This is a genomic window from Pseudomonas sp. H1_D05 (genome assembly GCF_054682705.1).
Map to the genome: position 1 here is coordinate 4,339,207 of NZ_CP162825.1, position 24,271 is coordinate 4,363,477.

The following is a 24,271-nucleotide window of genomic DNA, read 5'->3' on the forward strand; positions in this document are numbered from 1 at the left end:
GGTGACTCACTATGTACCTCATCGCATTTCTCGGCGGTCTGCTGACCGTGCTCAGCCCCTGTATTTTGCCGGTGGTGCCGTTTCTGTTTGCCGGCGCGCAACGCAGTCGCGCTTCGATACTGTTGACCCTCGGCGGCATGGCCCTGACCTTCGCGCTGATCTCCAGCCTCGCCGTGGTCAGCAGCGAATGGGTGATCCAGGCCAGCAACAGTGGCCGTTACGTCGCGCTGATCGTGATGAGCGTGTTCGCCCTTTCGCTGATCTCGGCGCGCATCGGCGGCTGGCTGACACGCCCCTTGGTGATGCTCGGCAATCGTCTGGACCCGGACACCCGGAAAAAGGCCGGGCCGATGGGTTCGATCATGCTCGGCGTGGCCACCGGACTGCTGTGGGCACCGTGCGCGGGACCGATTCTCGGGGTGATTCTTACCGGTGCCATGCTGCAAGGCGCCAACGCGCAGACCAGCCTGTTGCTGCTGGCCTACGGCGCCGGCAGTGCGTTGTCGCTGGGCACGTTGATCTTCACCGGGCGCGGGCTGGTCAACCGTTTGAAACCGTCGATCCCGTTCACCGGTTGGTTGCGTCGTGGTGCCGGGGTTGCGGTACTGGCGACGGCAGCGGTGATTGCCACCGGCTTCGATAAAACCTTGTTGGCCAACACCTCCTCTGAAGGCGTCGCCAGTGTCGAGAAACGCGTGTTGGAAAACGTGCCGAAAGTGGTCGACTACTTCATCAGCAAAGTCCGCGCGGACTCGCCGATGGAGGAGGGCAAAGGCGCGATGCCGTCACTCGCTGGCGCCGTGCAATGGTTGAATTCGCCTGAACTGAACGCAGAGGCCCTGCGCGGCAAAGTGGTGCTGGTGGATTTCTGGACCTACGACTGCATCAACTGCCAGCACACCCTGCCGTACGTCAAGGACTGGGCGAAGAAGTACGAGAAGGACGGCCTCGTGGTGATCGGCGTGCACACCCCGGAATACGGCTACGAGCGGATCATCGACAACGTCAAGGACCAGGTGAAAAAGCTCGGCATCACCTACCCGGTGGCCATCGACAACAACTACGCGATCTGGCGTAACTTCGATAACCAGTACTGGCCGGCGCATTACCTGATCGACGCCAAGGGGCAGGTGCGTTACAGCCACTTCGGCGAAGGTCGCTACGAGGCGCAGGAGCAGATGATTCAGCAGTTGCTGGAGGAGGCTAAGGCGCCTGCGGCGTGATCAGCAAACCACTGGCTCAGAGGTCGCGGACCATGAGCCATTGTTCATTGTCCCAGGCGCGAAAACGCTCCAGGACCTGCCAGCCGCGTTTGGCGTAGTAGTCCCGCTTGGTCTGCGTATGCAGATACAAACGCGCAAACCCGCACTCTTTCGCCTCCTGACAAATCCCTTCAACCAAGCGTTCTGCCAGGCCTTGCCCGCGCGCTTCAGGACTGACGAACACGCAGGCCAGCCAAGGACCAAGATCAGGGCGCAGGGCGAGGTCATCGCGTGCCAGCGCCGCGCCGCCGACCAGATGTTCACCGTCCATGGCGATCAGGCAGGACCAGTCGCCATTGCCTTGGCCCTCGGCAAATTCACGCTGCCATTCAGCCAGCGGTTGGTCGATGTATTCGTAGGGGAATTGCTGGTGGATCCATTGAGCATAACGGTCGCTGTGGTGCATGTGATGCGCGAGCCAATCGAGTTTCAGTGACATCGGTAGAGTCCGTTCCAGAAGCGAGCGGGCATCAGAAACCAATCCTCGAACGTTGGCAATCTTCCAGGTGTTCCAGACGCTTTACAGATTTCCACCGCTCATCGGCAAACCCCCGGTTTTACGGGGTTGCCAGACGATTGGCAGGGACGCCGAGCGATCTCGGCGCGATAGTGCCTGAGCAGGGTCACAGCCGGCCTTGCCCCATGACAAGAGCGCGAGGTTGCCATGCCGAAATTCGTGATTGAACGCGAGATTCCAGGGGCCGGGAAGCTGTCCGAAGCCGAACTCAAAAACGTCTCACAAACGTCCTGCCAGGTGTTGCGCGAACTTGGGCCACAGGTGCAGTGGCTACAGAGTTATGTCACTGCCGACAAAATCTATTGCGTGTACATCGCGCCTGACGAAGAGCAGGTACGCGAACACGCCAGGCTTGGAGGATTTCCTGCCAACAGTGTGGCGCGAGTGATGACGGTCATCGATCCGACGACGGCCGAATGATTACCGACCCCACCCGCAGCGGAGTTCACTCTTATGAGTACCCCGATTGATCTGACAGCCCTGAAGGAACGCCAGAAAGTCGCCTGGGCCAGTGGCGACTACGCCGTGATTGGCACGACGTTGCAAATCGTCGGCGAAAACCTTGCCGAAGCCTGTGACCTGCGGTGCGATGAAGAGGTGCTGGATGTCGCTGCCGGCAACGGTAATGCGACGCTGGCGGCGGCGCGCCGTGGCTGCCAGGTCACCTCGACCGACTACATCGCGGCTTTGTTGGAACGCGGCCAGGATCGGGCCCGGGCGGAGCATCTGGACGTGACGTTTCAGGTTGCCGATGCTGAGGCACTGCCGTTCGCCGATGAGAGTTACGACGCGGTGCTGTCGACCTTTGGTGTGATGTTCGCGCCGGATCAGGACACGGCTGCGGCCGAGTTGGGCCGGGTTTGTCGCCGTGGTGGGCGGATAGGTCTGGCCAACTGGACGCCGGAAGGTTTTGTTGGGCAGATGTTCAAGGTTTTGGGCCGGCATCTGCCACCGCCGGCTGGTGCCCAGCCTCCCTCGAATTGGGGCTCCGATGCCTGGCTGCACAAACATTTCGATGACCGTGATTTTCTGCTGCGGGTGACACGGCGCGATTTCAATTTCCGCTATCGCTCGGCGGCGCATTTCATCGACATCTTTCGCCATTGGTATGGGCCGGTGCATAAGGCCTTTGCGGCATTACCGCCGGAGAGCGGGCAGGCGCTGGAGAGTGATCTGGCGGATCTGCTCAATCGGTTGAATCGGGCGGGAGAGGGTTCGCTGGTAGTGCCGAGCGAGTATCTGGAGGTGGTGATTACTAAGCGCTGATTCACCCCCGACTTTCTTAACGATGGAGATCCCTGTGGGAGCGAGCCTGCTCGCGAAAGCGCTGTGTCATTCAACAAAGATGTTGTCTGACACTCCGTCTTTGCGAGCAGGCTCGCTCCCACAGGGGTAGGTATTTTGGTAGTTGAGCCTATTTCACCTGCGGCCGATCAAACCACTCCAGCGCCGTGCGCCAGATGCAGATCCCCAGAAAGTAAGCCGACATCAGCAACCACAAGCCCATCACCAACGGGTTGATCACCGGATGGTTGAGCACCAGCGACAGACTGCATAGCAGCCAGATCGCCGTCACCGCAATGTTGATCGGCATGAACCGGCGCACGCGGAACGGGTGCAGGAACTTCATTCGCGTCACCGTCAGCAACGCCAGGCCGATCACCGTCAGGAAGGTGATCCACGGTCCCGGTCCGATGATGTACAGGCACAAGGCGACCACATTCCACGCCGCCGGAAAGCCGACAAAGTAGTTGTCCTTGCTCTTCATGTTGACGTTGCAGAAGCAGAACAGCGACGACACCAGAATCAGCGACACGGTCAGCAGCAGGGTGTAGTCGGGCAACGGAATGTAGCGATAGATGAACAGCGCCGGGATGAACACGTATGTCAGGTAATCGATCACCAGATCGAGGATCGAGCCGTCGAAGCTCGGCAGCACCGATTGCACGTTGACCTTGCGCGCCAGTGCGCCGTCGAGGCCGTCGACAATCAGCGCCACGCCCAGCCACATCAGGCAATGGGTCGGCTGGTTTTCCAGCAGGGCGAGGGTGGCCAGGAAGGCTGTGACCACGCCAGTCGCGGTAAAACCATGGGCGCCCCATGCTTTGAGCCTGGCGATGTGTACGGTCGATATCACGGGGGCGTTCTCCAGAAAGTGAAGCAAGCCGGGTATCACCCTTGAGTAGCAGGGCGCCGGCAAACCGGGTCGGGGTTGCAGCTATCGACCGGTCTGGCCGGGATAAGGTTCACCACTGATCAATCTTAGCTGGCCGGCGAAAAAATACGCGGGCGAAATCCGTCAAGGCTTCGAGCGTCAGCCAAACGGTGCTGGCGCTATGGCTTAAGGGGTCTATCGTTGCCAGACGCAGTCACTGCCAATGCCTGAGGATAACGTCATGAACACCAGCGATTTGCTCGAAAAACTGCTGCAAGGCCAAGCCTCGGCGGGACAACAATCTTCAGCGTCTGCTGGCGATGGTTTGGGTGGTTTAGGTGGGTTGCTGGGCGGACTGCTCGGTGGCGGCTCGGGCGCGGCCAGCGGCGGCGGATCTGCCGGTGGACTTGGCGGCTTGGGCGGCTTGCTCGGTGGTTTGCTCGGCGGCGGTGCCGGTGGTGGACTTGGCGGCGCTTTGGGTGGGGCGCTGGGCGGCGGGGGCAGCACGCAAAATCGTTCCGGCGGGACCAATTATGCGGCGCTCGCGTCGCTGGGCATGATGGCTTTCCAGGCGTATCAGGCGTGGCAACGCAGCCAGGCGAGTTCGGCACCGCAACAAATCCCGCAAACGGCCAATCTGCTTGCCGGCCCGGAAGTCGAGGAGCACAGCCACGCTGTATTGCGCGCGTTGATCGCGGCGGCCAAGGCTGACGGTGAGATCGACGTCCGGGAACAACAGATAATCAGTGGGGAAATCAGCAAACACACCGACGACCCACAATTGCAGCAATGGTTTGAGGACGAAGTCTCGAAACCGCTGGACGCCAACGAAGTCGCGCAGGCGGCCAAAGGCGATCCGGCCATGGCCGCCGAAATGTATCTGGTCAGCGTGATCCTCGTGGATGACCAGCAGGACGCCGAGCGGCGTTATCTGGATGAACTGGTAGCAGCATTGCAGATCGACCCGGGTTTGCAGGTGCATCTGGAACAGCGGGCCAAAGGCCAGGCCTGAAGTAACGGCAAAAAATCATAACCACCTGCAGCTCCGCCAAGGAGCTGCTTCGCCGTCCGTCCGGGCAATTTTACGTCGATTGAATTTTTCGCAGGCGCTGCCTCTCTGCTGCTGTAGAGGCGTGTGGAACAGCGCCCTGCCAACCGACCGAGAATTTTGCCATGACTGTCCTGACACCCCTGCAAGCCGCGCCTGCCCAACCGCACCTGATCAACGCCGCCGGGAACATGCGGCAGGTCTATGAAGCGTTGTTGCGCGATGACGATTCCCAAGTCCTTGCGCAGGCGTTTTTGCAGGAGCAACTGCAACACGCCGCGCAACTTAGCGATTCGTTGCCTGAAGACCCGGCAACGTGGCACGCCTGGGTGGCCGAACATTGCGCCGATGTCGCCCGGCAATACGCCGACTATCTGCAGCAGCGCAAGGCCGGCGGGCCTCGGCAATTTTTCCGTGGCAAGGCGCAGGCGCTGTATTTCCTGCAAGCGGTGGCACCGACCAAACTGGTCGACGGCGCTTGGCTCTATGGTCTGTTGCCGCGTTGGCAGGACCCACGTTTCCAGGGCCTGCTGCGAACCTTTCTGGAAGAGCTGGGCGAAGGCAATCCGGCGCAGAACCACGTGGTGATTTACCAGAAATTGCTCGCCGAGCACGATCTGCAGGACAGCAGCGCCATCGACGATGAACGCTACCTGCAAGGCGCGATACAACTGGCCCTCGGTGTCTGTGGTGCTGATTATCTGCCCGAGGTGATCGGCTACAACCTCGGCTACGAACAACTGCCCTTGCACCTGTTGATCAGCAGTTACGAACTCAGTGAACTGGGGATCGATCCGTACTATTTCACCCTCCATGTGACCATCGACAACGCCAGCACCGGCCATGCGCAAAAAGCCGTGCAGGCGGCGCTTGACCTGCTGCCGCTTGAGGCCGATCGCGCTGAGTTTCAGCGCCGGGTAGCGCTGGGCTATCGGCTCAACGATCTGGGGCAGGGCAGCCGCGCAATCATTGAAGGCTTCGACCTTGAGCAGCAATTGCTGGCGATGCTCGAGCGCAAGTGCCCATTCGCCCAACACATGCATTCCGATTACTGCCGTTTCGAAGGGCAGACCGTCAATCAGTGGCTGGCCGCACCGGAGCAATTGCCCGGATTTCTTCAAGCGTTGCAGAACAAAGGCTGGATCAAACGCCACGAAGACCCGCAGGCCAGCCGTTTTTGGCAACTGATCGCGGGCGACGGTGCGGCGATGTTTGGCGTGTTCAATGCCTACGAAAAACAACTGGTGCACGACTGGATTGCCGGCGACTGGACGCCGTCGGATAAAGCGAAACCCGTTCGGCGGCACAGTCAGACCGCAGCGCCCATCGAAGGGCTTGCACAGGACCCCGACGTACAGGCGCTCAACACCGCGCTGCAAGGTCAGGATGCCTCGGCGCAAATGGCGATTTTGATCCCCTGGCTCGCCCCGGCCCGCCATGCACACCCGGCCGGGCTGCTCGCCACCCGGCGTTTTATCGAACTTAAATCCCGCTTGCCTTAAGGACACCGCCGATGAATCAGGAAGAACAACTCTGCCCCAACGACCTCGTGCTGCTGCAATTGGGCCGGCGCTTGTTGGCAGACGGATATCGGTTCACCACGCCGACGCCGTTGACCCATCAACGGGTCAACCAGCGTGACGAGGGCCAGATGGCCGACTCTTTGCGCGATGTGTTCGGCTGGTCGCGTCCGTTCACGCCGGGGTTGTTGTCAGCCGATGAACAGCGGCAACTGCAAGACGCACAGATCATTGATCACTACGAAGGTGAGCTGAAGAGTCGGGTACGCTGGTCGAGTCTGGATGATTTGCTGTTCGTCCATTCGGCATTTCCCACCGAGGCCGCTGACGCGGTGTTTTTCGGCCCCGACACCTACCGTTTTGCGCAACTGATCCACGCCCACCTGCAGCAGAACTTCGCGCCGATTCATCGCGCGGTGGACATCGGCTGCGGCGCTGGCGTCGGTGCGATTCTGATCGGCCGGGCCCGTCGCGAGGCAGAGGTGCTGGCGCTGGACATCAACCCTGCGGCGTTGCGTCTGACTGCGATCAATGCGGCACTGGCGGAAGTCGCCAACGTTGAAGTGCGTGCCAGTGATCTGCTGCAGGGCGTCGACGGCGAGTTCGACCTGATCGTCGCCAACCCGCCGTACATGGCCGACCCGGCGGAACGCGCCTATCGCCACGGTGGCGGGACGCTGGGGGCAGGGCTTTCGCTGCGTATCGTCGAACAGGCCTTGAATCGATTGGCGCCTGGTGGCTCGCTGCTGCTCTACACCGGTGTGGCGATGGTCGATGGTCGTGATCCGTTTCTCGACACCGTGCTGCCACGCCTCGATGAAAAACGTTTCGGCTGGACGTACCGCGAACTCGACCCGGATGTTTTTGGCGAAGAACTGCTCAACCCCGGCTATCAACGGGTCGACCGCATCGCAGTGGTGGCGCTGACCGTGACCCGAATGGGCTGAAACAAGGCAGGTGCACGATGAACAGGAACCTCGACGACTACAACCGCATGCGCGATTTTTCGGCGACCTCGGAACCGGCTGCCGTCAAGCGCTCGGGAGGTAAAACCGCTGCCGAGCATGCTTTGCAGTTCTGCATCCAGAAGCACGACGCTTCACACCTGCATTACGACTTTCGCCTGGAACTCGATGGCGCACTGAAGAGCTGGGCGGTGCCAAAAGGGCCGTCACTCGACCCCAAGGTCAAGCGGCTGGCGGTGCATGTCGAGGATCATCCGCTGGATTACGCAACGTTCGAGGGCAGCATTCCGCAAGGGCATTACGGCGCCGGTGATGTGATTGTTTGGGATCGTGGCGTGTGGATTCCGCTGGAAGATCCGCACAAGGCCTACGCCAAGGGCAAGCTCAAGTTCGAGCTGCAAGGCGAGAAGCTCGGCGGTATCTGGAACCTGGTGCGCACGCACATGCCGGGCAAAAAAGAACAATGGTTTTTGATCAAGCATCAGGATAACGCCGCGCGGCCGCAGGATGATTACGACGTGTTGGTGGCCGAACCGGACAGTGTGCTGAGCGAACGCACGTTAGTGGGCAAACCCAAACTGGCCGCCGAGCAAAGCAAACCGCTGAAAAAGCCCCCGGCCAAGACGCGCAAAGCCGCGACCGGCAAGCTCACCGGTGCGCACAAGGCCAAATTGCCGGCACAACTGAAACCGGAACTGGCAACGCTGGTCGACAGCGCGCCGGAAGGGCAGTGGAGTTACGAGATCAAATTCGATGGCTACCGGATCATGGCGCGCATCGATCATGATCAGGTGCAACTGTTCACTCGCAACGGTCATGACTGGACGCACAAATTGCCGCAACAGGCCGCCGCCCTGGCCGCGCTGGGATTGGAATCGGCGTGGCTCGACGGCGAAATGATCGTCGCCAACGAACACGGCGTACCGGACTTTCAGGCCCTGCAAAATGCTTTTGAAGCTGGAAGCAGCGGCAACATTCTCTACTACCTGTTCGATCTGCCGTATCTCAACGGTGTCGACCTGCGTGAAGTGCCGGTCGAGGAACGTCGCGCTGCGCTGGCCACGGTGCTCGGCAGTCATGAGCAACCGTTGTTGCGCTTCTCCGAAGCCTTCGACGAAACCCCGGATGCGCTGCTCAATAGCGCCTGCCAGATGCAGATGGAAGGCCTGATCGGCAAACGCCTCGGCTCGCCCTATGTATCGCGGCGCAGCAGTGACTGGATCAAGCTCAAGTGCAAACATCGCCAGGAATTCGTCATCGTCGGCTACACCGATCCGAAAGGTTCGCGCAGTGCTTTCGGCGCGTTGCTGCTGGGGCTGCATGATCGTGACAGCGGCGAGTTGCGCTACGCCGGCAAAGTCGGCACCGGTTTCAACGAGTCGACGTTGAAAAGCATTCTGGCTCAACTCAAACCGTTGCAGGTGAAGAAGCCGGCGGTGGTCAATCCACCCAGCGGCTTCGAGGTCAAAGGCGTGCACTGGCTCAAGCCGAAACTGCTGGCGGAAGTCGCATTCGCCGAAATGACCAAGGACGGTTCGGTGCGCCACGCCGTGTTCCATGGCTTGCGCGATGACAAACCGGCCAAGGGCATCACTGAGGAGCGAGCGAAACCGGTGAAGACTGCAGCGAAGAAATCAGCCACGAAGAAAGCGCCGAAAAAAGCCCCGGCGAGCAGCGCAGAAACCGCGCCGTCGCAGCTCGGACTGGCCAACGGCAAGGTGCGCATCACTCACCCGGATCGCGTGATCGACGCGGTCAGCGGCACCACCAAGATGCAACTGGCCGAGTATTACACCAGCGTTGCCGAATGGATTCTGCCGCAGCTCAAGGATCGTCCGGTGGCATTGGTGCGCGCGCCGGACGGCATCGCCGGTGAGTTGTTTTTCCAGAAGAACGCCGAACGCCTGGCGATCCCCGGCATTACCACGCTGGACAAAGACGTCACCGGGCAACCGGTGATGCTGATCAACAATGCCGAGGCGCTGATCGGCGCGGTACAGATGAGCACCGTCGAACTGCACACCTGGAACGCGACCACGGTCGATCTGGACAAGCCCGATCGCTTCGTTCTTGACCTCGATCCGGATCCGGCACTGCCATGGAAAAGCATGGTCGAAGCGACGGCACTGACATTGACCGTACTTGATGAACTGGGCCTCAAGGCGTTTCTCAAAACCAGCGGCGGCAAGGGTATTCACCTGGTGGTGCCGCTGACCCGCAAACTCGGTTGGGACGAGGTCAAGGACTTCAGCCACGCCATCGTCAGTCATATCGCCAAGCTGTTGCCGGAGCGCTTTTCTGCGGTGTCCGGGCCGAAAAACCGCGTCGGGCGGATCTTTATCGATTACCTGCGCAACGGTCTGGGCGCCACCACTATCTGCGCTTACGCCGCGCGCACCCGCGAAGGCTTGCCGGTGTCGGTGCCGCTGTTTCGCGAAGAGGTCGCCGAGCTCAAGGGCGGCAATCAGTGGAACGTGCACAACGTTCATGAGCGGTTGGCTGAGGTCGGTGACGAGCCGTGGGCCGACATGAAGAAAACCCGCCAGAGCATCACCGCCGAAATGCGCAAACGCCCGGGGCTGAAAAAGTGATCAGGTGTCGCGTAGCAAGTCGTGAGCGTTGAGCAATTCGAAGGCGATTTCCGGGTGGTTTTCCAGTCCGCGGCGAATGGCGGCCGGGATCGCTGCACGTGTCTTGCGGCACAGGCCCGGTAACTCGTCGATTTGAATAGCGATCCCGCGCATGGTGCGCACTTCGTTGAAACCGGGAGCGACGTCGACGCGAATCCCCAATTGCTCGAACATGCGCTGTTGCAGATGTTTGAGGTCATTCAGGTCTTTGAGCATTTCGAGGCGAGCGAGCAGGCGTTTTTCTTCCTCTCGGGTCAGCCGCAGGATGCGCAAATCCGCGCCGGGCGTCTCCAGCAACGGATCGCGCCCGCAAATGCAGGCGCCGGGCGGGCAGGGGGAGCGCAAGGGCACAGAAGTCGTCATGGCCTCCATCATAGAGGCCGTCGGACAGTTTTGCCTATGCGCCTTCAGCAGCCATCCATCGGCTGCGTTTTCCGTGACGGCTACTGATTCAGGCCTTCGTAATGCACCAGAATCGCGTTGGCCAGATCTTCATCACTGGCATTGAGTCCAGGATTTTCCTGGCGAGCCTGTTGCAGCACCGATTCAAGATAAACCCCACGAATGGCCCCGCCACTGGCGACAAATGCAGACAAGTCGTCACGGGCCGGAATCACCATTTTGTGATCCTTGAAGGTCGAGTACAGCGACGCGGAGACACCCGCCGAGGTGGCGACATCACCCGCATCGACGCGGGCCAACGCCGAACCGACCGGCAGGCATAAGAGTAAAGAAGAAACGAGCACTAACTTGCGCATGACGGTGTTCCTCCACAAGCGCGAAGCAAAAAGGGAAGGATTACATAATGTGAGAGGGGCGCGCGCGGCGGGAGTTCCATCGAAGGTATCTGTGAGGTAAACCGGGTGAAGCCTGCGGTCACTCAATTTTTATAGTGCCCTGAATGTCGATTCGGAACTGATAGAGTCTGGAAAATCGTTTTTTCAGTTGGTTATCTATTTCAACGAAGGGGCTTTTCCGGTTGCAGGCATAGGCCTTCTTAGGGCTGAAATTTTCCAGAAACTGCTCGCCGTGCGTCTCTGCGAGGAAGTGAATGGTTGATTCCAGCTGATCGCAGGCATGACTCTTCCATCCACCGCGTCTCCAATCCTTCAATTCGACTAGATAGAGGGCTTTTTCAGTTGTAAGCATGCAATCACAGCGACCTCGTCCTTCTTCTTCGCCGTCTTTGATCACGCATTTATCAATGGCCGTAAAGGTGACCGCCTTTTGGTTCGGATTTTTGACGGTGGCGCTCCATTTTTTGCCGCCTGATACGTCAACATAGGCTTGGGTGTTTTGATCATCACAGAGTCCGAATTCGAGCTCCATGAAGGGACCAGACTGGCAACCTGCATCAAGAAAATTCACTCCCCTAGAGCCTCCTCAATGTCGAGGAGACGATCAAACAAATCATTACCCGCACGCAGTGATTCATTCAGATAATTATTATCCGAAGGGATTTCTTCAATCACAGGCAGTTTTTCGATACGGCCGGTTCTCTCATCTGCTTGATAAATTGCAAGGTCTTTTGCGTTTATCAATGCATGCAAAGGGACAACTGCATCAAGTTTTTCAAACCATGTCTTTTCAAGTTTTTTCTTGGTGATTTTATCGTGTAAAAGTTTGCCTTGTACGGCGATGGTCAGGTAATTCACTACGTAAGGGCTGTGCGTGGTGAGGACCAGCCGATTGTGTTTACCTTGATTGTTGAACTGTAAAAGACTTTGCAAAACGCTCCACTGAGATCGGGGAAAGAGGTTCTGCTCCGGTTCTTCGACTATGTTGATAAAAGCAGTTTTATTGAAGCGTGATGAGAGAGTAGAGATGAGCGCCCGCCGCTGCTCTACTGTAAGGGGTTCGGCAAGAATTTTTGCTGCTTCCTTGCGGAAACGCTCAAGCTCACCAGCGCTCATCGATTCCTGACGATCCTCGATGCGCTCCTGAACACTATTGGCCAGGAATTGGCTGACCAAGTGAAGGGGGACTGCAGACTGGAAGCCACTGGACGCGTCTGCCAGCTTCAATCTGTAGTCAGACTCCCGGATGTTCAAGGTGTCATTCAGTTTGTCGTATTCAAGTTCTGCGTTGTTGATGGGCAGTGGCAAAGGATCCTTGATACTGGCCTTGGCATTATCAAACTCAGTGAGAAACTCTTTCAGAGACTCAGAAGACAGCTTCAACTCCCGGGGGTGTTTTACATAGGAAATGAAGTTTCGTTCAGCCGGCACATACATGATCTGTGGTAAGTGATATCCAGCCGTTTTTGCTTTTGTAATATGCAATTGCCCATTTGCGTAGCTGATCGAGAAGGCGTCGCCTTCATAGTCGATTTCAGTTAACGCCGTTTGACCTGCAGAAATGTAATTCTCGAGACGGTGATAAGTTAAAAAAGGCTTGGTCAGACGATTCTTTCGCTCGAACCATTTCTGATCGTAGTCTCCTCGCACCAATGCCTTCTCAATCCACGAGAAGGTTGAGTAGAGCTTGGCGAGCGTACTTTTACCGGAGCCCTGATTGCCCACGAACACGGTCACGCGTTTGAACTCTATCCAGCCATCATTCTTCATCCCTTCTCGGATAGGTCCAAAATGCTTGACGCGTAGTCGGGTCATCGAATACTCCCAGATAGATGTGCCTTTACGTAATGCGCAGCAGCATATCAGGCAGAGGGAGAAAGTGGAGAGGTAAGCGTTAGAGAGTAAATCCGGGCGGTGATGCCGCCCAGATATCTAGTGCTCTGAGTACGAGCTATTCAGATCACCCCGCAAGCCATGCGATCACCGCCACCGCCCAGTGGTTTGGGCATGTCGGCGTGGTTGTCGCCGCCGGCGTGGATCATCAGCGCGTGGCCCGTGATCTCGGAGATCTTTTTCAGACGCGGCGCCAGTACCGGATAATTAGCGATGCCGTCTGCCGTCACGTAAACCGCTGGCAAGTCACCCAGATGGCCGTCGGCGTAGGGGCCGAGGTGCTTGCCGGTTTTCTGCGGATCGAAATGCCCGCCAGCGGCCAGTGCAGCACCTTTCACGCCATCCTTCATCCCGGCTTCGCAACTGCCGTTCTCATGCACGTGGAAGCCATGGATGCCGGCCGGCAGGGACTTCAGATCCGGGGTGAACAACAAGCCATACGCGGTTTCGCTGATGGTGACCGAACCGATCGCTTGTGGTGCACCGTCGGCGCTGACCAGGTTGATGGCGACTTTTTCTGTCGCCGCCTGGGCGCTGCCGATGGCCAAAGTGCCAAGCAAACCCAACCACATTGCGCGTTTCATAGGCGTCTCCTTTTGCTGCATGAGTGTTCAAAGCGACGGACTCAATAGCCTGCCGGCATTAACTGGCGGTGAAGGCGTTGGCCGGGCGCGTTGAAAAGTGAGACTTGCCGCGCAATCCGAAAGTTTTGTGGCATTCAGGCTTCGTGCCGACAGCTGCTGACACGCTCTGGCCCGACAGACCTGCACAAATAGGCTTAACTGAAGGTCTGACAGGCGCTTGCGGCGCATGGCCAAGGAGAAAACCAAGGTGTCGATCAAACTGCGTTTAGTGTTGCTGATTGTGACAAGTCTGCTGACAGCCTTGATCGTGAGTCTGGTCAGTTACGTCGGCAATCAGCGGATGGCCTCGGCGGTCAGCGATAACGCGGTCAGCATGAGCGCGCTGCGCAACCACATGGAAGCCGACATGATGCACGACGCCCTGCGCGCCGATGTCTACTCGGCGATGCTGGTCGGGCTGGGCAAAAGCACCAGCACGGCAAGCGAGGTGCGCGATTCGATCAACGAGCATGCCGGGCATTTTCGTGAGGTGCTCGAGGAAAACCTCAAGTTACCGATCAATCCGGCATTGCGCACGGCGCTGGAGCAGATCAAACCGAGCCTCGATACCTACATCAACGCGGGCGAACGGATTGTCGGGCTGGCGCTGGACAACCCTGATGCGGCTCAACAGGAACTGGACACCTTCAACACGGCGTTTGGCCAGCTTGAAGAACAAATGGCCGCGTTGAGCGAGTTGATCGAGTCCAATACGCGGCAGACCAGCGCTGCAACCGAATCAGCCATCCACAGCGCCAACGTTGCGCTCGGTGTGGTGTTGATCGCCAGTCTTGTGCTGCTGTTGATTCAGGGACGCTGGGTGATTCTGAGCATCATGGGGCCGTTGAAGACCGCCAGTCGCATCGCCGAAAGCATCGCCCACGGCAACCTCAGCGAGCCGATCACCGAGCCATCCGGCAAGGACGAAGCCAGTACTCTGATACGCACACTGGCAACCATGCAGCGCGACTTGCGCAACATGATCGACGTGGTGCGGCGCAATGCTCACGGCGTCAGTGGCATGAGCGAGCAACTCAGCCACGGCTGCCATCAGGTCGCCGACAGCAGCCAGCAACAAAGCGTCGCCGCCGGCACCATGGCCGCCGCCGCCAGCCAGATGACCGCGAGCATCGAGGAAATCACCCGCCACGCCGAACGGGCACTGAGCATGGCCAGTCAGGCCGAAACCCTGGCCAAGGAGGGCGGCGGTGTCATTCATCAAGTGGTCAGCGACATGGACGATATCGCCCGATCAGCACAACAGTCGGCGCAGGTGATCCGCACGCTGGATCAGGAATCCGAAGCCATTTTCAACATCATTCAGGTGATCAAGAGCATTGCCGACCAGACCAATCTGCTGGCGCTCAATGCCGCCATTGAAGCGGCCCGTGCCGGTGAGCAGGGTCGGGGTTTTGCGGTGGTCGCGGACGAAGTGCGTAGTCTGGCGGCGCGCACCAGTGCCTCAACCCAGGAAATCGCGGCAATGGTCGCGCGCATTCAACACAGCACCCGCGAGGCGGTCAGCAGCATGGAGGCGGGTGTCGCGCAGGTCGACAAGGGCATGGCGGTGACGGCGGATGTCGAGCGGGCCATCCGCGAAATTCTCGATGCGACGTTGAGCACGACGCAACTGGTCAACGACATCACTCGCACGATTGGCGAGCAAAGCCAGGCCAGTAACGAGATCGCCCATCAGGTGGAAATGATTGCCGGGATGTCCGAAGGCAACAGCCGGGTGATCGGGCAAACGGCGAATACCACCGATGAGTTGTCGAGTCTGGCGGGGCAGTTGGCGCAGTCGGTGGATCGGTTTCGGCTGTAGTGGTGAAATCCATCGTATTTGTGTTGGCCGGGCTAGCGCTTTCGCGAGCAAGCTCGCTCCCACAGGTTTCGTGGTGTAAATGCAATATTCGCTGCGCCACCGAACACAGTGGGAGCGAGCTTGCTCGCGAAGAGGTCAATTCAGCCAACACTAATGCTGGATAAATTCACCACAATCAGAACTTGAACGCCTGCCGCCCCACCAGCAACCACTTGCCATGCTGCTTCTGCCAGATCTGAAAGTTCTCGATCTCCGTCGGCACCACCTCGGTCCCCTTCAACGCCTGTGCGGAAAAGTGGTGGCGGACCAGCGCGGTGTCGCCGGACAGGGTGATGGTCTGGTGCTGCATTTCCAGGGTCTTGAACGCGCTCTTGCCGGTTTCGATGTCGGCGATGAACTCCTTCTTATCCTGGATCTTGCCGCTGGAATGGCCATAAGTCAGGTTGGGTGCGGTGAGCGCGTTCAGTTCGGCAATGTCCTTGTGCAGCATCGCCTGGGTCAGATGATCCACCGCTTGGGCAACGTCTTTTTCCGCCGGGGCAGAGGCGGCCATGGCGTAACCGTTGAAGGCACAGAGAAAGCCGATCAGGAGTCGGGTCTTGGTCATTGAGGTTGTTTCCTTGTTGTTATGGGGTTGACGACTGATTTGTCAGTCGTCGTACAACGTAGCAGATAATGCTTGAGCAAGGCACTGCCCAAAAGTACTCAATGTCTGGGCAACTACACTTGAATGCAGGATGGTTTGCGTCGACGCACTCATCAGAGGGTCATGTTCAGCGACTGGCGGCCGATAAGTCCCTGAGCGGAAAAAGACTCTCAAGTCGGGAACAGACGCGCGGGTTTGCCCTGACGTGATATTCTTCGCGCCAACTTGGTTTGACCTTATTCAGTTTGCTTGCCTTCGGGCGGGCTGACGGAATCCCTGTCGCTCAAGTAGCTGAGCCAATAATGATAAGAAGTCAGTTCAGAAGGGACATTAACTGAGGTCGATGCAGCATGTCGGCCTTGTGTGCCCACCCGTCAAAATTGAAGTGTGCCGGAATCTGCGACGCGAGCCTGAGCGTCATCAAAGCGGATCGCATACAGATAACAGCGGCGGGCGGAAGGCGTTTTATCATAGGTGCAACAGATGTTTAAGAAAGTGAACACAGCCCTGCTGGGTCTGGCTTTGGCGATGGGGATGACATCCGCCAATGCTGACGAAGCAAAGAAAGTCGACGTCCTGCTGATCGGCGGCGGCATCATGAGCACCACCCTCGGTGTGTGGATCAATGAGCTGGAGCCAAGCTGGTCGATGGAAATGGTCGAGCGCCTCGACGGCGTCGCCCTGGAAAGCTCCAACGGCTGGAACAACGCCGGTACCGGTCACTCGGCGCTCGCTGAGCTGAACTACACCCCGGAAGACGACAAAGGCAACGTGACGATCCCGAAAGCCGTCGAGATCAACGAAGCGTTCCAGGTCTCCCGTCAGTTCTGGGCCTGGCAGGTTCAGCAAGGCGTTCTGAAGAACCCTCGCTCGTTCATCAACACCACGCCGCACATGAGCTTCGTGTGGGGCGATGACAACATCAAGTTCCTGAAAAAGCGCTACGAAGCCCTGCAAGCGAGCCCGCTGTTCGCCGGCATGCAGTACTCCGAAGACCCGGCTGTGATCAAGAAGTGGGTCCCGCTGATGATGGAAGGGCGTGACCCGAACCAGAAAATCGCGGCCACCTGGAGCCCGCTGGGTACCGACATGAACTTCGGCGAAATCACCCGCCAGTTCGCTGCGTACCTGCAAACCAAGCCTAACTTCGATCTGAAACTGTCGAGCGAAGTCCAGGACATCACCAAGAATGCCGATGGCACTTGGCGCGTCAGCTACAAAAACCTGAAAGACGGCACTAAAACCGAAACCGATGCCAAGTTCGTCTTCATCGGCGCTGGCGGCGGTGCACTGCACCTGCTGCAGAAGTCGGGCATTCCTGAAGCCAAGGAATACGCTGGCTTCCCGGTTGGCGGTTCGTTCCTGGTGACCGATAACCCGGCCATCGCTGAACAGCACCTGGCCAAGGCCTACGGTAAAGCGTCGGTTGGCGCACCACCGATGTCCGTTCCGCACCTGGACACCCGTGTTCTGGACGGCAAGCGCGTCATCCTGTTTGGCCCATTCGCGACCTTCAGCACCAAGTTCCTGAAAGAAGGCTCGTACCTGGATCTGCTGACCAGCACCACCACCCACAACATCTGGCCTATGACCAAGGTCGGCATCAAGGAATACCCGCTGGTCGAGTACCTGGCTGGCCAACTGATGCTGTCGGATGAAGACCGTCTGAACGCGCTGAAGGAATACTTCCCGAACGCCAAAGCCGAAGACTGGCGCCTGTGGCAAGCCGGCCAACGCGTGCAAATCATCAAGCGTGATGAAGCCGCTGGCGGCGTGCTGAAACTGGGCACCGAAATCGTTGCTGCACAAGACGGTTCCATCGCCGGCCTGCTGGGCGCATCGCCAGGCGCGTCGACCGCTGCACCGATCATGCTGAGCGTGCTGCAGAAAGTCTTCAAAGACAAAGTCGCGACCCCAGAGTGGCAAACCAAGCTGCACCAGATCGTTCCAAGCTACGGCACTCAGCTGAACAACGATCCAGCCAAAGTGGCTGCAGAGTGGGCTTACACCGCCAAGATCCTCGAACTGCCGACACCTCCAGTGATCGGTCAGGCTGCTGCCCCGGCCGCACCTGCAGCTGAAAAAGCTGAAGCTCCGAAGGAAAACGCTGCACGTGACATGGCGCTGTAACTAAACGCCTGACACACAAAGCCCACTGAACCGGCGACGGTCAGTGGGCTTTTTTATGGCAAATAGTTTTGTAGGAGCTGTCGAGTGAAACGAGGCTGCGATCTTTTGATCTTGATCTTGCTTTTGAAAGATCAAGATCAAAAGATCGCAGCCTGCGGCAGCTCCTACAGGGCTTTGGCGGACGCCAGATAAGCACCGAGCCGCCGTCCCATCTCCTCACCCAACGCCTGCAATCCGCTCAACGGGCGAACCATCACCTCGAACTCGACAATCTTCCCGCCCTCATCAAAGCGAATCATATCGATGCCTTTCAGCTCCTTCGAACCCACCTTGGCGCTGAACTCCAGAATCACATTCAAGCCATCGGCAGTCGCCAGCTCACGGTGATAGGTGAACTCTTCAAACACCTCGAACACGGTATTGAGGATCATCGACACCACTGGCGCGCCCGGATAAGGCGTGTGCGCCATCGGCGAGCGGAACACGGCTTGCGGGTCGAGCAGGCCGGGCAAGGCGCTGAGGTCGCCGGTGCGGATCATTTCGTGCCATTTGCCCAGTGATGCGGCGACGTTGGGTTGCAGGTTCAGGTCGGTCATGTTCACTCCAGGATTTTTCTTGTTGTTGTCGCGACGGCAATGACTCTAGATCAACCTCGCCGAAATTGAACCCTTGTGCCGCGATCTGAATATCGGCCCATGGCCCATGCGGATCAGATGCGCATCTGATCCGTATTTTTTCACTGGATCTGCCTCTGTTACCAGCTCAGTCATCCGCTCAAAATAGCCCCACGGTTCGGCACTCGCGGTAGTCCTTCATCCCGAAGCGCCCAGTGCACCGCAAGCTCAGCATTGAGGAGAGCAACATGAACAAGATGGCGTTTTTTCTGGGTGGCTTTCTGACACTGACCATTCTGATCGGCCTGCTCGCAACGATTTCTCCGGTCTGAAGCGACCCTTTTCCAGTGACGTCCACGGGTGTGTCGCGCAAAGCATGTTTAAATGCCGCGCCCCCACACCTGTAAATGGACTTCAGTCATGGCCGAACACCGCATTCGCGCGCTCGCACTTTGCGTTTTTCATCACAACGGCAAAATTCTGGTTAACGAATTTCGCGACCCGGGCAGCCAGCAAACCTGCTTTCGGCCTATTGGCGGCGGTATTGAATTTGGCGAGACCAGCGCCGAAGCAATCGTGCGCGAAGTGCAGGAGGAGTTGGGCCTGTCCATGAGTGACGTGCGTCTGCTCGGCACACTCGAAAGCCTCTTCGTCTACAACGGCGAACCGGGTCACGAAATTGTCCAGGTATACGACGCGACGTTCGTCGATCAGGGCGTCTACGACAACGCACAGATCGATGGCCATGAAAGCGACGGCGCGCCCTTCACTGCACGCTGGCATGACAGCTCAAGCTTCAGCGAGCAGGCGCCTTTGGTGCCGAATGGCTTGCAGGAGCTGCTGAAAAGCGCCGGATTGCTCGGATGAATTCACTCACGCTTCCCCCGACCAATACCAAAGCGTATCGCCCCAATTCGAGCCACTGAACCCAGGCATGGTTTCCCCCAAGTCGAAGTAACGTCGGGAGTTTGCCTGTGCAGGGCTGAACCAATAACCCGCGGCGCTACAAGGCTGACCGGCCTCTATTCGTGCTGGAGTTTTCGAATGCGCATCGTCTTGGTCGAATCGCGCGTACCAGCGCGCGGTACTGTCTTGTTCGAAGCAGTTACCGTAGGGTGAATAAGTGTGCAGTTGATCGGGTTTTGGATTACGAAGCTGTTTCAAAACACGGTTCACCGCTACATAGGTGACGGGTAGAGGTTCATGGATAGCGCCCAGTTCGGGTAAAGCGCCGGCGCGAATGATCACTCCGCCCTGATAATCCAGCATCTCGACGTCGCCACGTCCGCTGAAGGCGTGGCGTAATCCGTCTTTGCCTCCCAGTTGCTCGGTAAATCGAGTGCCAACAATGGTGTACCAGTTGACACCTTTGATGTGATCAAGCAGTTCTCGTTTGAAGTTGTGCACCATTGAGTCAACTTCCAGACCGACATATTGCTGCGCCAGTTGAAATTCCATGGGCATGTAACGATCGAAGTCGTAGGGCAGTATGCTCGAAAGTCCGCCGTAGCCATGTTCGGCTTCAACCTGATCGCACAAGTAAACCAGCCATTCTTGAAAGCGCGCGACGCCATCGGGCTCTTTCAGGAAACTCCAGGGCAATGTCATCTTCAGGTATGAGCGTTTTTGATCGCCATGCACCTCGAACGAGTTCAGTGCGGACAGGCTGTACGCAGCAGCTTCGTTCGCGGTTGCGGCGCTGCTGATGTGCCATTCGTATTGTTCGTTCGGCCCTGACTCGCGGATTTTTTCCTGGGTTTTGCTGAATCCGGAATCTGTCAGTTTCTTGTAGCGGTCGTCGAACTGTCCCTTCAGATGCTGGCCGAACTCTTCCTTGAATCGGGTGAAGCACTGCATGACATTGCGCTTGCTTTGCAGCGAGTAGCCTTCCTTGAAGTAGAGGGTTGCGATCAACCCGAGTCGTACAACGGGGGTGTTATCGGGTAGCTCAAACGTCAGGTCTGGAGCTTGTTCGCTCAGTTTTTCCAATGTATTCATAAAGCTCTCTTTTATCAGGCTGTCGCCGCAGCAGTGATAGCAGCGCCGCCCAAAATGGTGACCAGCACGGCCCATGAAAGCTGAGCCAGTCGAACGATAACCAAAATTGCTGCGACGATAGCAGCAGGCACACCGGCAGCAACCAGTGCCGCTCCAATAGCAAAAGCCACCACAACGGTGGCAACGACTGTTCCTACGTCAATCAATACTTGCATCCAGTCGATTTCCTTGAGCTTTTCCAAGGTCAGGTCGGTGAAATGCTGAATTTCCTTCCACGCAGCCCTGAGTTGCTCATCCGTCCAGCGAACGATCTTCGCACCTGTTTCACTGACCCATTCCCAGGCTTTTTGAGACTCACGTCTAATCCATTGACCCTTGATTCCGAGCCACGTAGCGGCGTCTTCGAGGTGTTGTTGCATTTCTTGCGATAGCCTTCGAATGCCCTGAGCACCTTGCTCCAAGAGCCCTTCAACGGCCTCTTGAAGTTGCGTCCAGCTTTCGACCCGCGCCGGTCTGGGTGTCGCTGTTGGGCCGTACGCGGGAACAGGTACCGGAGCGGGTCTTGGGGCTTGCCCCGGGCCTCCGGCCGGGGGCAGCAAAACAGGCCATTGCTGTGGGTTGAACTCACCAGTCGGCTTATGTTGTCTGTTGTATTCGCGGTCGCGTTCACGCTCGCCGTCATCTCGACAATCATTGATTTCGAGTACAGAAAAACGGTTTGGGCCACCTGCTATATCCAGATAAGCCTCTCGCTGTGCCATACCGAGGACGTCCCCGGGAAACTTCACTTCCACTAGCCTCTCCAGATTATCCGGGTGCGCAACACCTTGATGATCCGTTCCAGCTTGTCCCGGCCAACGTAAGCTGCGTGTCTTGACGATGATAACGTCGGGACGCCGTAATAATCCTTTGACTGAACCTTTAGGGAATGGAAAGAGTGAATGGCGTCGCGTGGGATCTGGCTTCACGTCATCGCCCAGCCATGAGGAACTCAGGAATGGTTTGGGGGGGAGGGACGCCATGTCGAAGCAGACTTCAGCTTTGTAATCCCATTTGAAATCCCAGCGGTATTCATCTGCCCGAATCAATCCACTCATTACCAGCTGTTTAAGCTCCATGCCGGTGAAGTCACCATCTTTGGCTTTTTTTATCGTTAATCTGGGAAACCGCGATGCGTAATTGGCTTTTTCCATCAGATAAGGTTTGTTATCAGGATTGGGCAGCGGTGCTTGTTTGACCGTACCTTCGATACTGGTGTTCGTGCAGCCTTGTGGCGTTTGAGGTGGTTGCATGACCGGCATGATTCAGCCCTCCGAGTTGGCGTTTTTGAAGTCCAGGGTCATTTCCTTGGGTGCGCTTTCCCCGGCCCTGATCAACGGTTCTTCAGGCTCGGGTTTGCGAACAGGTGTCAGCAGTTCGACCTCTGCCGGGCTGCTGCTGAGTGCCTGAAAGGTTTTTCCTTCTTCGTTGGTATAACCGGCAATTCGGGTGCCATCAGCGAGCTTCAACGTATATGGGGTGCCCACCAGAGGTTCACCGGTTTTCTCATCCAGCAACAGGTAGCGCGCCTTGTGACTGCGCGGCGCGCTGTCAGGCAATTGGCCGAATTTATCGGTGTCAACTGCGCCGGGAGTCAACGGCACCAAAATCCCGATGCCGCTGCCCACCCCAGGCGAGCCGCCAGTGTTGACCTTCACCTCGGCGCCGCTGATGGTTACGCCACCAGCGTCGACTTTCACGAAATTGCCGCCAGCCTTGGCCGTGAGCTCCATTGCGCCTTCGACCACAACCTTCTGGCCGGCGTAGTAATGGATTTCTGACCCAGCCTCAACAAACTGCGCAGTCCCCACCTTCAGATGCTGCGTCACACCCACCGTCAGGTGATCATCCGCACGCATTTCGCTAACCCGATCCAGATGCGTAATCCGGTGTTCTTCAACTTTGAACTCACTCAGCGTGTTGGCTTCAACGGTGTCGTGCCGTTCGTTACCGACGCGAATCTTCTGATCGTGCTCGATGTTCTCATCCCAGTCGCGCTGGGCGTGGATGTAGATCTGCTCGACGCCTTTCTTGTCTTCGATGCGGAATTCGTTGTAGCCCTTGCCGCCCGGTGAACTCAGGGTCTTGAAGGTGCTGCGGGTCTTGTTGGCCGGCAGGTCGTAGGGGACGACGTTTTCCTTGTGGTACAGGCAACCGGTGACCAATGGCTGGTCGGGATCGCCTTCGAGGAAGGTGACGAGGACTTCCATGCCAATGCGCGGGATGGCGATGCCGCCGTACGCGGCGCCGGCCCAGCCGCTGGCGACGCGCATCCAGCAGGTGGTTTTGTCGTTGGACTGGCCGTCGCGGTCCCAGTGGAATTGCACTTTGATGCGGCCGTATTGGTCGCAGTGGATTTCTTCGCCTGCCGGGCCGGTGACGACGGCGGTCTGGCTGCCGAGGACTTTCGGTTTCGGGTGCTCGAGGGCAGGGCGGTAGTGCGCGTCCCACGGGGTGGCGAGGAAGCTGTTGCGGTAGCCCTGGTGGAAATCGCTTTTGTGGTCGGTGACGTCGCTGGTGACGTTTTCGCCGAGTACTTGCGGTTGTTTGCCTTCGTGGAAGACTTCCAGCAGCAGCCACAGGTCGTTCCATTCGGCGCGCGGGTGTTCGGCGAGGGTGAGGAAGTGGCCGCTGGTGAGGGTTGGTTCGTCACCTTTGCCTTCGGCGAGTTTGTAGTCGCTGCGATGGCGTTCCAGCGCGCGGGTGGAAAGGAATTTGCCGCGCTCGCGGGTGGTGAAGCGGCCGGGGTAGTCGTAGTCCTCAAGGTCCGGGGCGAACTCGGTTTTGACCGCGCCTTCGGGGAGGATCTTCGGTTTCTCGAAGTCGTAATCGCGGCGGCTGACGCGGGTGGTGCGGGTTTCCGGGCGCAGGTTGAAGCGCTTGATCACCGGTTTGTCGGCGGCCATGCCGGAGTCTTGCTGGTAGCTCACCGGTTTCAGTTTGCGGAACACCGTCTGGTCGTCGCCGAACACCAGTTTGTGGCCGCTGCTGCTGTGCTGGAAGTGGAAGTGAATGCCTTCTTCTTCGCACAGGCGCTGGATGAAATGCAGGTCGGATTCGTCGTACTGCACGCAGTAGTCGCGTTCCGGGTATTCGGCGCCGAGCTGGAAGCTGTAGGCGTCGGCAAGAATGCCGCGATCTTCCAGCACCTGAGCGATGATCTTCGGCACGGTCAGTTGCTGGAAAATCTGCTGATCGTGGTTATGCCGCAGGTAGGCCAGTTGTGGCACCAGGCTGAGGCTGTAACGGGTCAGGGTTTTGCCGGAGTCGCCTTGCTCGATGCGATAGACCAGACCGTGGATCTTGCCTTCGCCGGTCGGACCGAAAGTCAGGACGCCGGGCTTGTGCAGCAGCTCTTCGAGATTGAGGTCGGGGCGGGCGCTGACGAGTTCGAGGTCGAAACGGAACGGTTGGTTGAGGGCTTCGCTACCGGTGAAGCTGAGGACTTGCAGGTCGGCGTTGGCGCCTTCGACAGTGAAGGTAATGTGGCTAGCGTTTGCATCCAGCATGCTCGACTCCATCCATTGGAAAAGCTGTGCCGATGTTGCAACAACTGAAACAGCCGATCAAGCGTCCAAACGCGCCATAATCAGCGATCAGACTCAGCTCACG

General features: G+C 58.1%; 21 protein-coding genes and 2 pseudogenes. 11 read left to right on the forward strand and 12 right to left on the reverse strand.

Annotated features, from left to right (window positions below):
- Window positions 1–11: 11 nt before the first annotated feature.
- Entirely contained in the window at window positions 12–1,223 is a 1,212-nt protein-coding gene (locus AB4O11_RS19590; protein ID WP_460127968.1) for a cytochrome c biogenesis protein DipZ, read from the forward strand.
- 16 nt (window positions 1,224–1,239) lie between these two features.
- Here the strand turns inward: AB4O11_RS19590 and AB4O11_RS19595 are convergent, their stop codons facing one another.
- Entirely contained in the window at window positions 1,240–1,701 is a 462-nt protein-coding gene (locus AB4O11_RS19595) for a GNAT family N-acetyltransferase (protein WP_460127970.1), read from the reverse strand.
- 225 nt (window positions 1,702–1,926) lie between these two features.
- On the opposite strand from AB4O11_RS19595, the gene AB4O11_RS19600 reads away from it, so the two are divergent.
- The gene (locus tag AB4O11_RS19600) at window positions 1,927–2,199 is read left to right on the forward strand and encodes a DUF4242 domain-containing protein (protein WP_093438958.1); all 273 of its coding nucleotides are present in this window, start codon (window positions 1,927–1,929) and stop codon (window positions 2,197–2,199) included.
- A gap of 33 nt (window positions 2,200–2,232) precedes the next feature.
- Entirely contained in the window at window positions 2,233–3,045 is an 813-nt protein-coding gene (locus AB4O11_RS19605) for a class I SAM-dependent methyltransferase (RefSeq protein ID WP_093438955.1), read from the forward strand.
- 148 nt (window positions 3,046–3,193) lie between these two features.
- Here AB4O11_RS19605 and pcsA read toward each other — a convergent pair whose 3' ends face one another.
- Window positions 3,194–3,916 (reverse strand): phosphatidylcholine synthase, encoded by a 723-nt coding sequence (gene pcsA / locus AB4O11_RS19610; RefSeq protein WP_007919592.1) that lies wholly within the window; start codon window positions 3,914–3,916, stop codon window positions 3,194–3,196.
- Between the two features lie 259 nt (window positions 3,917–4,175).
- Here pcsA and AB4O11_RS19615 point away from each other — a divergent pair, with 259 nt between their 5' ends.
- The 4 genes from AB4O11_RS19615 to ligD all read left to right on the forward strand — a co-directional run bounded on the left by AB4O11_RS19615 (window position 4,176) and on the right by ligD (window position 10,058).
- Complete coding sequence (locus AB4O11_RS19615; protein WP_460127973.1) at window positions 4,176–4,946, forward strand: tellurite resistance TerB family protein; 771 nt, start codon at window positions 4,176–4,178, stop codon at window positions 4,944–4,946.
- A 161-nt stretch (window positions 4,947–5,107) separates the two neighbouring features.
- The gene (locus AB4O11_RS19620; RefSeq protein ID WP_460127974.1) at window positions 5,108–6,484 is read left to right on the forward strand and encodes an iron-containing redox enzyme family protein; all 1,377 of its coding nucleotides are present in this window, start codon (window positions 5,108–5,110) and stop codon (window positions 6,482–6,484) included.
- Window positions 6,485–6,495: 11 nt separating this feature from the next.
- Window positions 6,496–7,449 (forward strand): methyltransferase, encoded by a 954-nt coding sequence (locus AB4O11_RS19625; protein ID WP_093438941.1) that lies wholly within the window; start codon window positions 6,496–6,498, stop codon window positions 7,447–7,449.
- A 17-nt stretch (window positions 7,450–7,466) separates the two neighbouring features.
- On the forward strand, window positions 7,467–10,058 hold the full coding sequence (gene ligD, locus AB4O11_RS19630; RefSeq protein ID WP_460127976.1) for a DNA ligase D: 2,592 nt from the start codon (window positions 7,467–7,469) through the stop codon (window positions 10,056–10,058).
- Here the strand turns inward: ligD and AB4O11_RS19635 are convergent, their stop codons facing one another.
- The 5 genes from AB4O11_RS19635 to sodC all read right to left on the reverse strand — a co-directional run bounded on the left by AB4O11_RS19635 (window position 10,059) and on the right by sodC (window position 13,371).
- Window positions 10,059–10,460 (reverse strand): hypothetical protein, encoded by a 402-nt coding sequence (locus AB4O11_RS19635; RefSeq protein WP_175559657.1) that lies wholly within the window; start codon window positions 10,458–10,460, stop codon window positions 10,059–10,061.
- 80 nt (window positions 10,461–10,540) lie between these two features.
- Window positions 10,541–10,855 carry a DUF2388 domain-containing protein gene (locus AB4O11_RS19640; RefSeq protein WP_093438930.1) on the reverse strand — a complete coding sequence of 105 codons (315 nt, stop codon included), beginning with the start codon at window positions 10,853–10,855 and terminating at the stop codon, window positions 10,541–10,543.
- A gap of 118 nt (window positions 10,856–10,973) precedes the next feature.
- Window positions 10,974–11,465 (reverse strand): hypothetical protein, encoded by a 492-nt coding sequence (locus tag AB4O11_RS19645; RefSeq protein ID WP_460127977.1) that lies wholly within the window; start codon window positions 11,463–11,465, stop codon window positions 10,974–10,976.
- Window positions 11,462–12,709 (reverse strand): hypothetical protein, encoded by a 1,248-nt coding sequence (locus tag AB4O11_RS19650; protein WP_460127979.1) that lies wholly within the window; start codon window positions 12,707–12,709, stop codon window positions 11,462–11,464. The genes AB4O11_RS19645 and AB4O11_RS19650 overlap by 4 nt, the downstream gene beginning before the upstream one ends.
- 140 nt (window positions 12,710–12,849) lie before the next feature.
- Entirely contained in the window at window positions 12,850–13,371 is a 522-nt protein-coding gene (sodC, locus tag AB4O11_RS19655; RefSeq protein ID WP_460127981.1) for a superoxide dismutase [Cu-Zn] SodC, read from the reverse strand.
- Between the two features lie 226 nt (window positions 13,372–13,597).
- Between sodC and AB4O11_RS19660 the strand changes: the two are divergent.
- Together AB4O11_RS19660 and AB4O11_RS19665 are read left to right on the forward strand one after the other, a co-directional pair.
- Window positions 13,598–14,326, forward strand: a pseudogene (locus AB4O11_RS19660) (MCP four helix bundle domain-containing protein); the annotation flags it as partial.
- Between the two features lie 312 nt (window positions 14,327–14,638).
- Window positions 14,639–15,232, forward strand: a pseudogene (locus AB4O11_RS19665) (methyl-accepting chemotaxis protein); the annotation flags it as partial.
- A 175-nt stretch (window positions 15,233–15,407) separates the two neighbouring features.
- Here the strand turns inward: AB4O11_RS19665 and AB4O11_RS19670 are convergent.
- A complete protein-coding gene (locus AB4O11_RS19670; protein ID WP_093438922.1) occupies window positions 15,408–15,839 on the reverse strand; it encodes a nuclear transport factor 2 family protein in 432 nt (143 codons plus the stop codon).
- Window positions 15,840–16,361: 522 nt separating this feature from the next.
- On the opposite strand from AB4O11_RS19670, the gene mqo reads away from it, so the two are divergent.
- Window positions 16,362–18,008 (forward strand): malate dehydrogenase (quinone), encoded by a 1,647-nt coding sequence (gene mqo / locus AB4O11_RS19675; protein WP_093438917.1) that lies wholly within the window; start codon window positions 16,362–16,364, stop codon window positions 18,006–18,008.
- 164 nt (window positions 18,009–18,172) lie between these two features.
- On the opposite strand, the gene AB4O11_RS19680 is transcribed toward mqo, so the two are convergent.
- Entirely contained in the window at window positions 18,173–18,604 is a 432-nt protein-coding gene (locus AB4O11_RS19680; protein ID WP_460127982.1) for a nuclear transport factor 2 family protein, read from the reverse strand.
- Window positions 18,605–19,042: 438 nt separating this feature from the next.
- Here AB4O11_RS19680 and AB4O11_RS19685 point away from each other — a divergent pair, with 438 nt between their 5' ends.
- Entirely contained in the window at window positions 19,043–19,489 is a 447-nt protein-coding gene (locus tag AB4O11_RS19685; protein WP_099758652.1) for an NUDIX hydrolase, read from the forward strand.
- 6 nt (window positions 19,490–19,495) lie between these two features.
- On the opposite strand, the gene AB4O11_RS19690 is transcribed toward AB4O11_RS19685, so the two are convergent.
- From AB4O11_RS19690 to AB4O11_RS19700, 3 genes are read right to left on the reverse strand one after another with little or no spacing between them, the layout of a single operon-like run.
- Complete coding sequence (locus AB4O11_RS19690; protein WP_099758653.1) at window positions 19,496–20,620, reverse strand: DUF3396 domain-containing protein; 1,125 nt, start codon at window positions 20,618–20,620, stop codon at window positions 19,496–19,498.
- A gap of 14 nt (window positions 20,621–20,634) precedes the next feature.
- Window positions 20,635–21,921 (reverse strand): VRR-NUC domain-containing protein, encoded by a 1,287-nt coding sequence (locus AB4O11_RS19695; RefSeq protein ID WP_460127986.1) that lies wholly within the window; start codon window positions 21,919–21,921, stop codon window positions 20,635–20,637.
- Between the two features lie 3 nt (window positions 21,922–21,924).
- Entirely contained in the window at window positions 21,925–24,168 is a 2,244-nt protein-coding gene (locus AB4O11_RS19700; protein WP_460127988.1) for a type VI secretion system Vgr family protein, read from the reverse strand.
- Between the last annotated feature and the right edge of the window lie 103 nt (window positions 24,169–24,271).

Excerpts from the sequence above, each read along its gene's own strand:
- AB4O11_RS19600 (WP_093438958.1), top strand. The coding sequence starts at position 1,927 with ATGCCGAAATTCGTGATTGAACGCGAGATTCCAGGGGCCGGGAAGCTG.
- AB4O11_RS19590 (WP_460127968.1), top strand. The coding sequence starts at position 12 with ATGTACCTCATCGCATTTCTCGGCGGTCTGCTGACCGTGCTCAGCCCC.
- mqo (WP_093438917.1), top strand. The coding sequence starts at position 16,362 with ATGTTTAAGAAAGTGAACACAGCCCTGCTGGGTCTGGCTTTGGCGATG.
- AB4O11_RS19670 (WP_093438922.1), bottom strand. The coding sequence starts at position 15,839 with ATGACCAAGACCCGACTCCTGATCGGCTTTCTCTGTGCCTTCAACGGT.
- AB4O11_RS19640 (WP_093438930.1), bottom strand. The coding sequence starts at position 10,855 with ATGCGCAAGTTAGTGCTCGTTTCTTCTTTACTCTTATGCCTGCCGGTC.
- AB4O11_RS19700 (WP_460127988.1), bottom strand. The coding sequence starts at position 24,168 with ATGCTGGATGCAAACGCTAGCCACATTACCTTCACTGTCGAAGGCGCC.
- AB4O11_RS19620 (WP_460127974.1), top strand. The coding sequence starts at position 5,108 with ATGACTGTCCTGACACCCCTGCAAGCCGCGCCTGCCCAACCGCACCTG.
- AB4O11_RS19635 (WP_175559657.1), bottom strand. The coding sequence starts at position 10,460 with ATGACGACTTCTGTGCCCTTGCGCTCCCCCTGCCCGCCCGGCGCCTGC.
- AB4O11_RS19695 (WP_460127986.1), bottom strand. The coding sequence starts at position 21,921 with ATGCCGGTCATGCAACCACCTCAAACGCCACAAGGCTGCACGAACACC.
- AB4O11_RS19685 (WP_099758652.1), top strand. The coding sequence starts at position 19,043 with ATGGCCGAACACCGCATTCGCGCGCTCGCACTTTGCGTTTTTCATCAC.
- AB4O11_RS19625 (WP_093438941.1), top strand. The coding sequence starts at position 6,496 with ATGAATCAGGAAGAACAACTCTGCCCCAACGACCTCGTGCTGCTGCAA.
- ligD (WP_460127976.1), top strand. The coding sequence starts at position 7,467 with ATGAACAGGAACCTCGACGACTACAACCGCATGCGCGATTTTTCGGCG.
- AB4O11_RS19680 (WP_460127982.1), bottom strand. The coding sequence starts at position 18,604 with ATGACCGACCTGAACCTGCAACCCAACGTCGCCGCATCACTGGGCAAA.
- AB4O11_RS19605 (WP_093438955.1), top strand. The coding sequence starts at position 2,233 with ATGAGTACCCCGATTGATCTGACAGCCCTGAAGGAACGCCAGAAAGTC.
- AB4O11_RS19615 (WP_460127973.1), top strand. The coding sequence starts at position 4,176 with ATGAACACCAGCGATTTGCTCGAAAAACTGCTGCAAGGCCAAGCCTCG.
- sodC (WP_460127981.1), bottom strand. The coding sequence starts at position 13,371 with ATGAAACGCGCAATGTGGTTGGGTTTGCTTGGCACTTTGGCCATCGGC.
- AB4O11_RS19595 (WP_460127970.1), bottom strand. The coding sequence starts at position 1,701 with ATGTCACTGAAACTCGATTGGCTCGCGCATCACATGCACCACAGCGAC.
- AB4O11_RS19650 (WP_460127979.1), bottom strand. The coding sequence starts at position 12,709 with ATGACCCGACTACGCGTCAAGCATTTTGGACCTATCCGAGAAGGGATG.
- AB4O11_RS19690 (WP_099758653.1), bottom strand. The coding sequence starts at position 20,620 with ATGAATACATTGGAAAAACTGAGCGAACAAGCTCCAGACCTGACGTTT.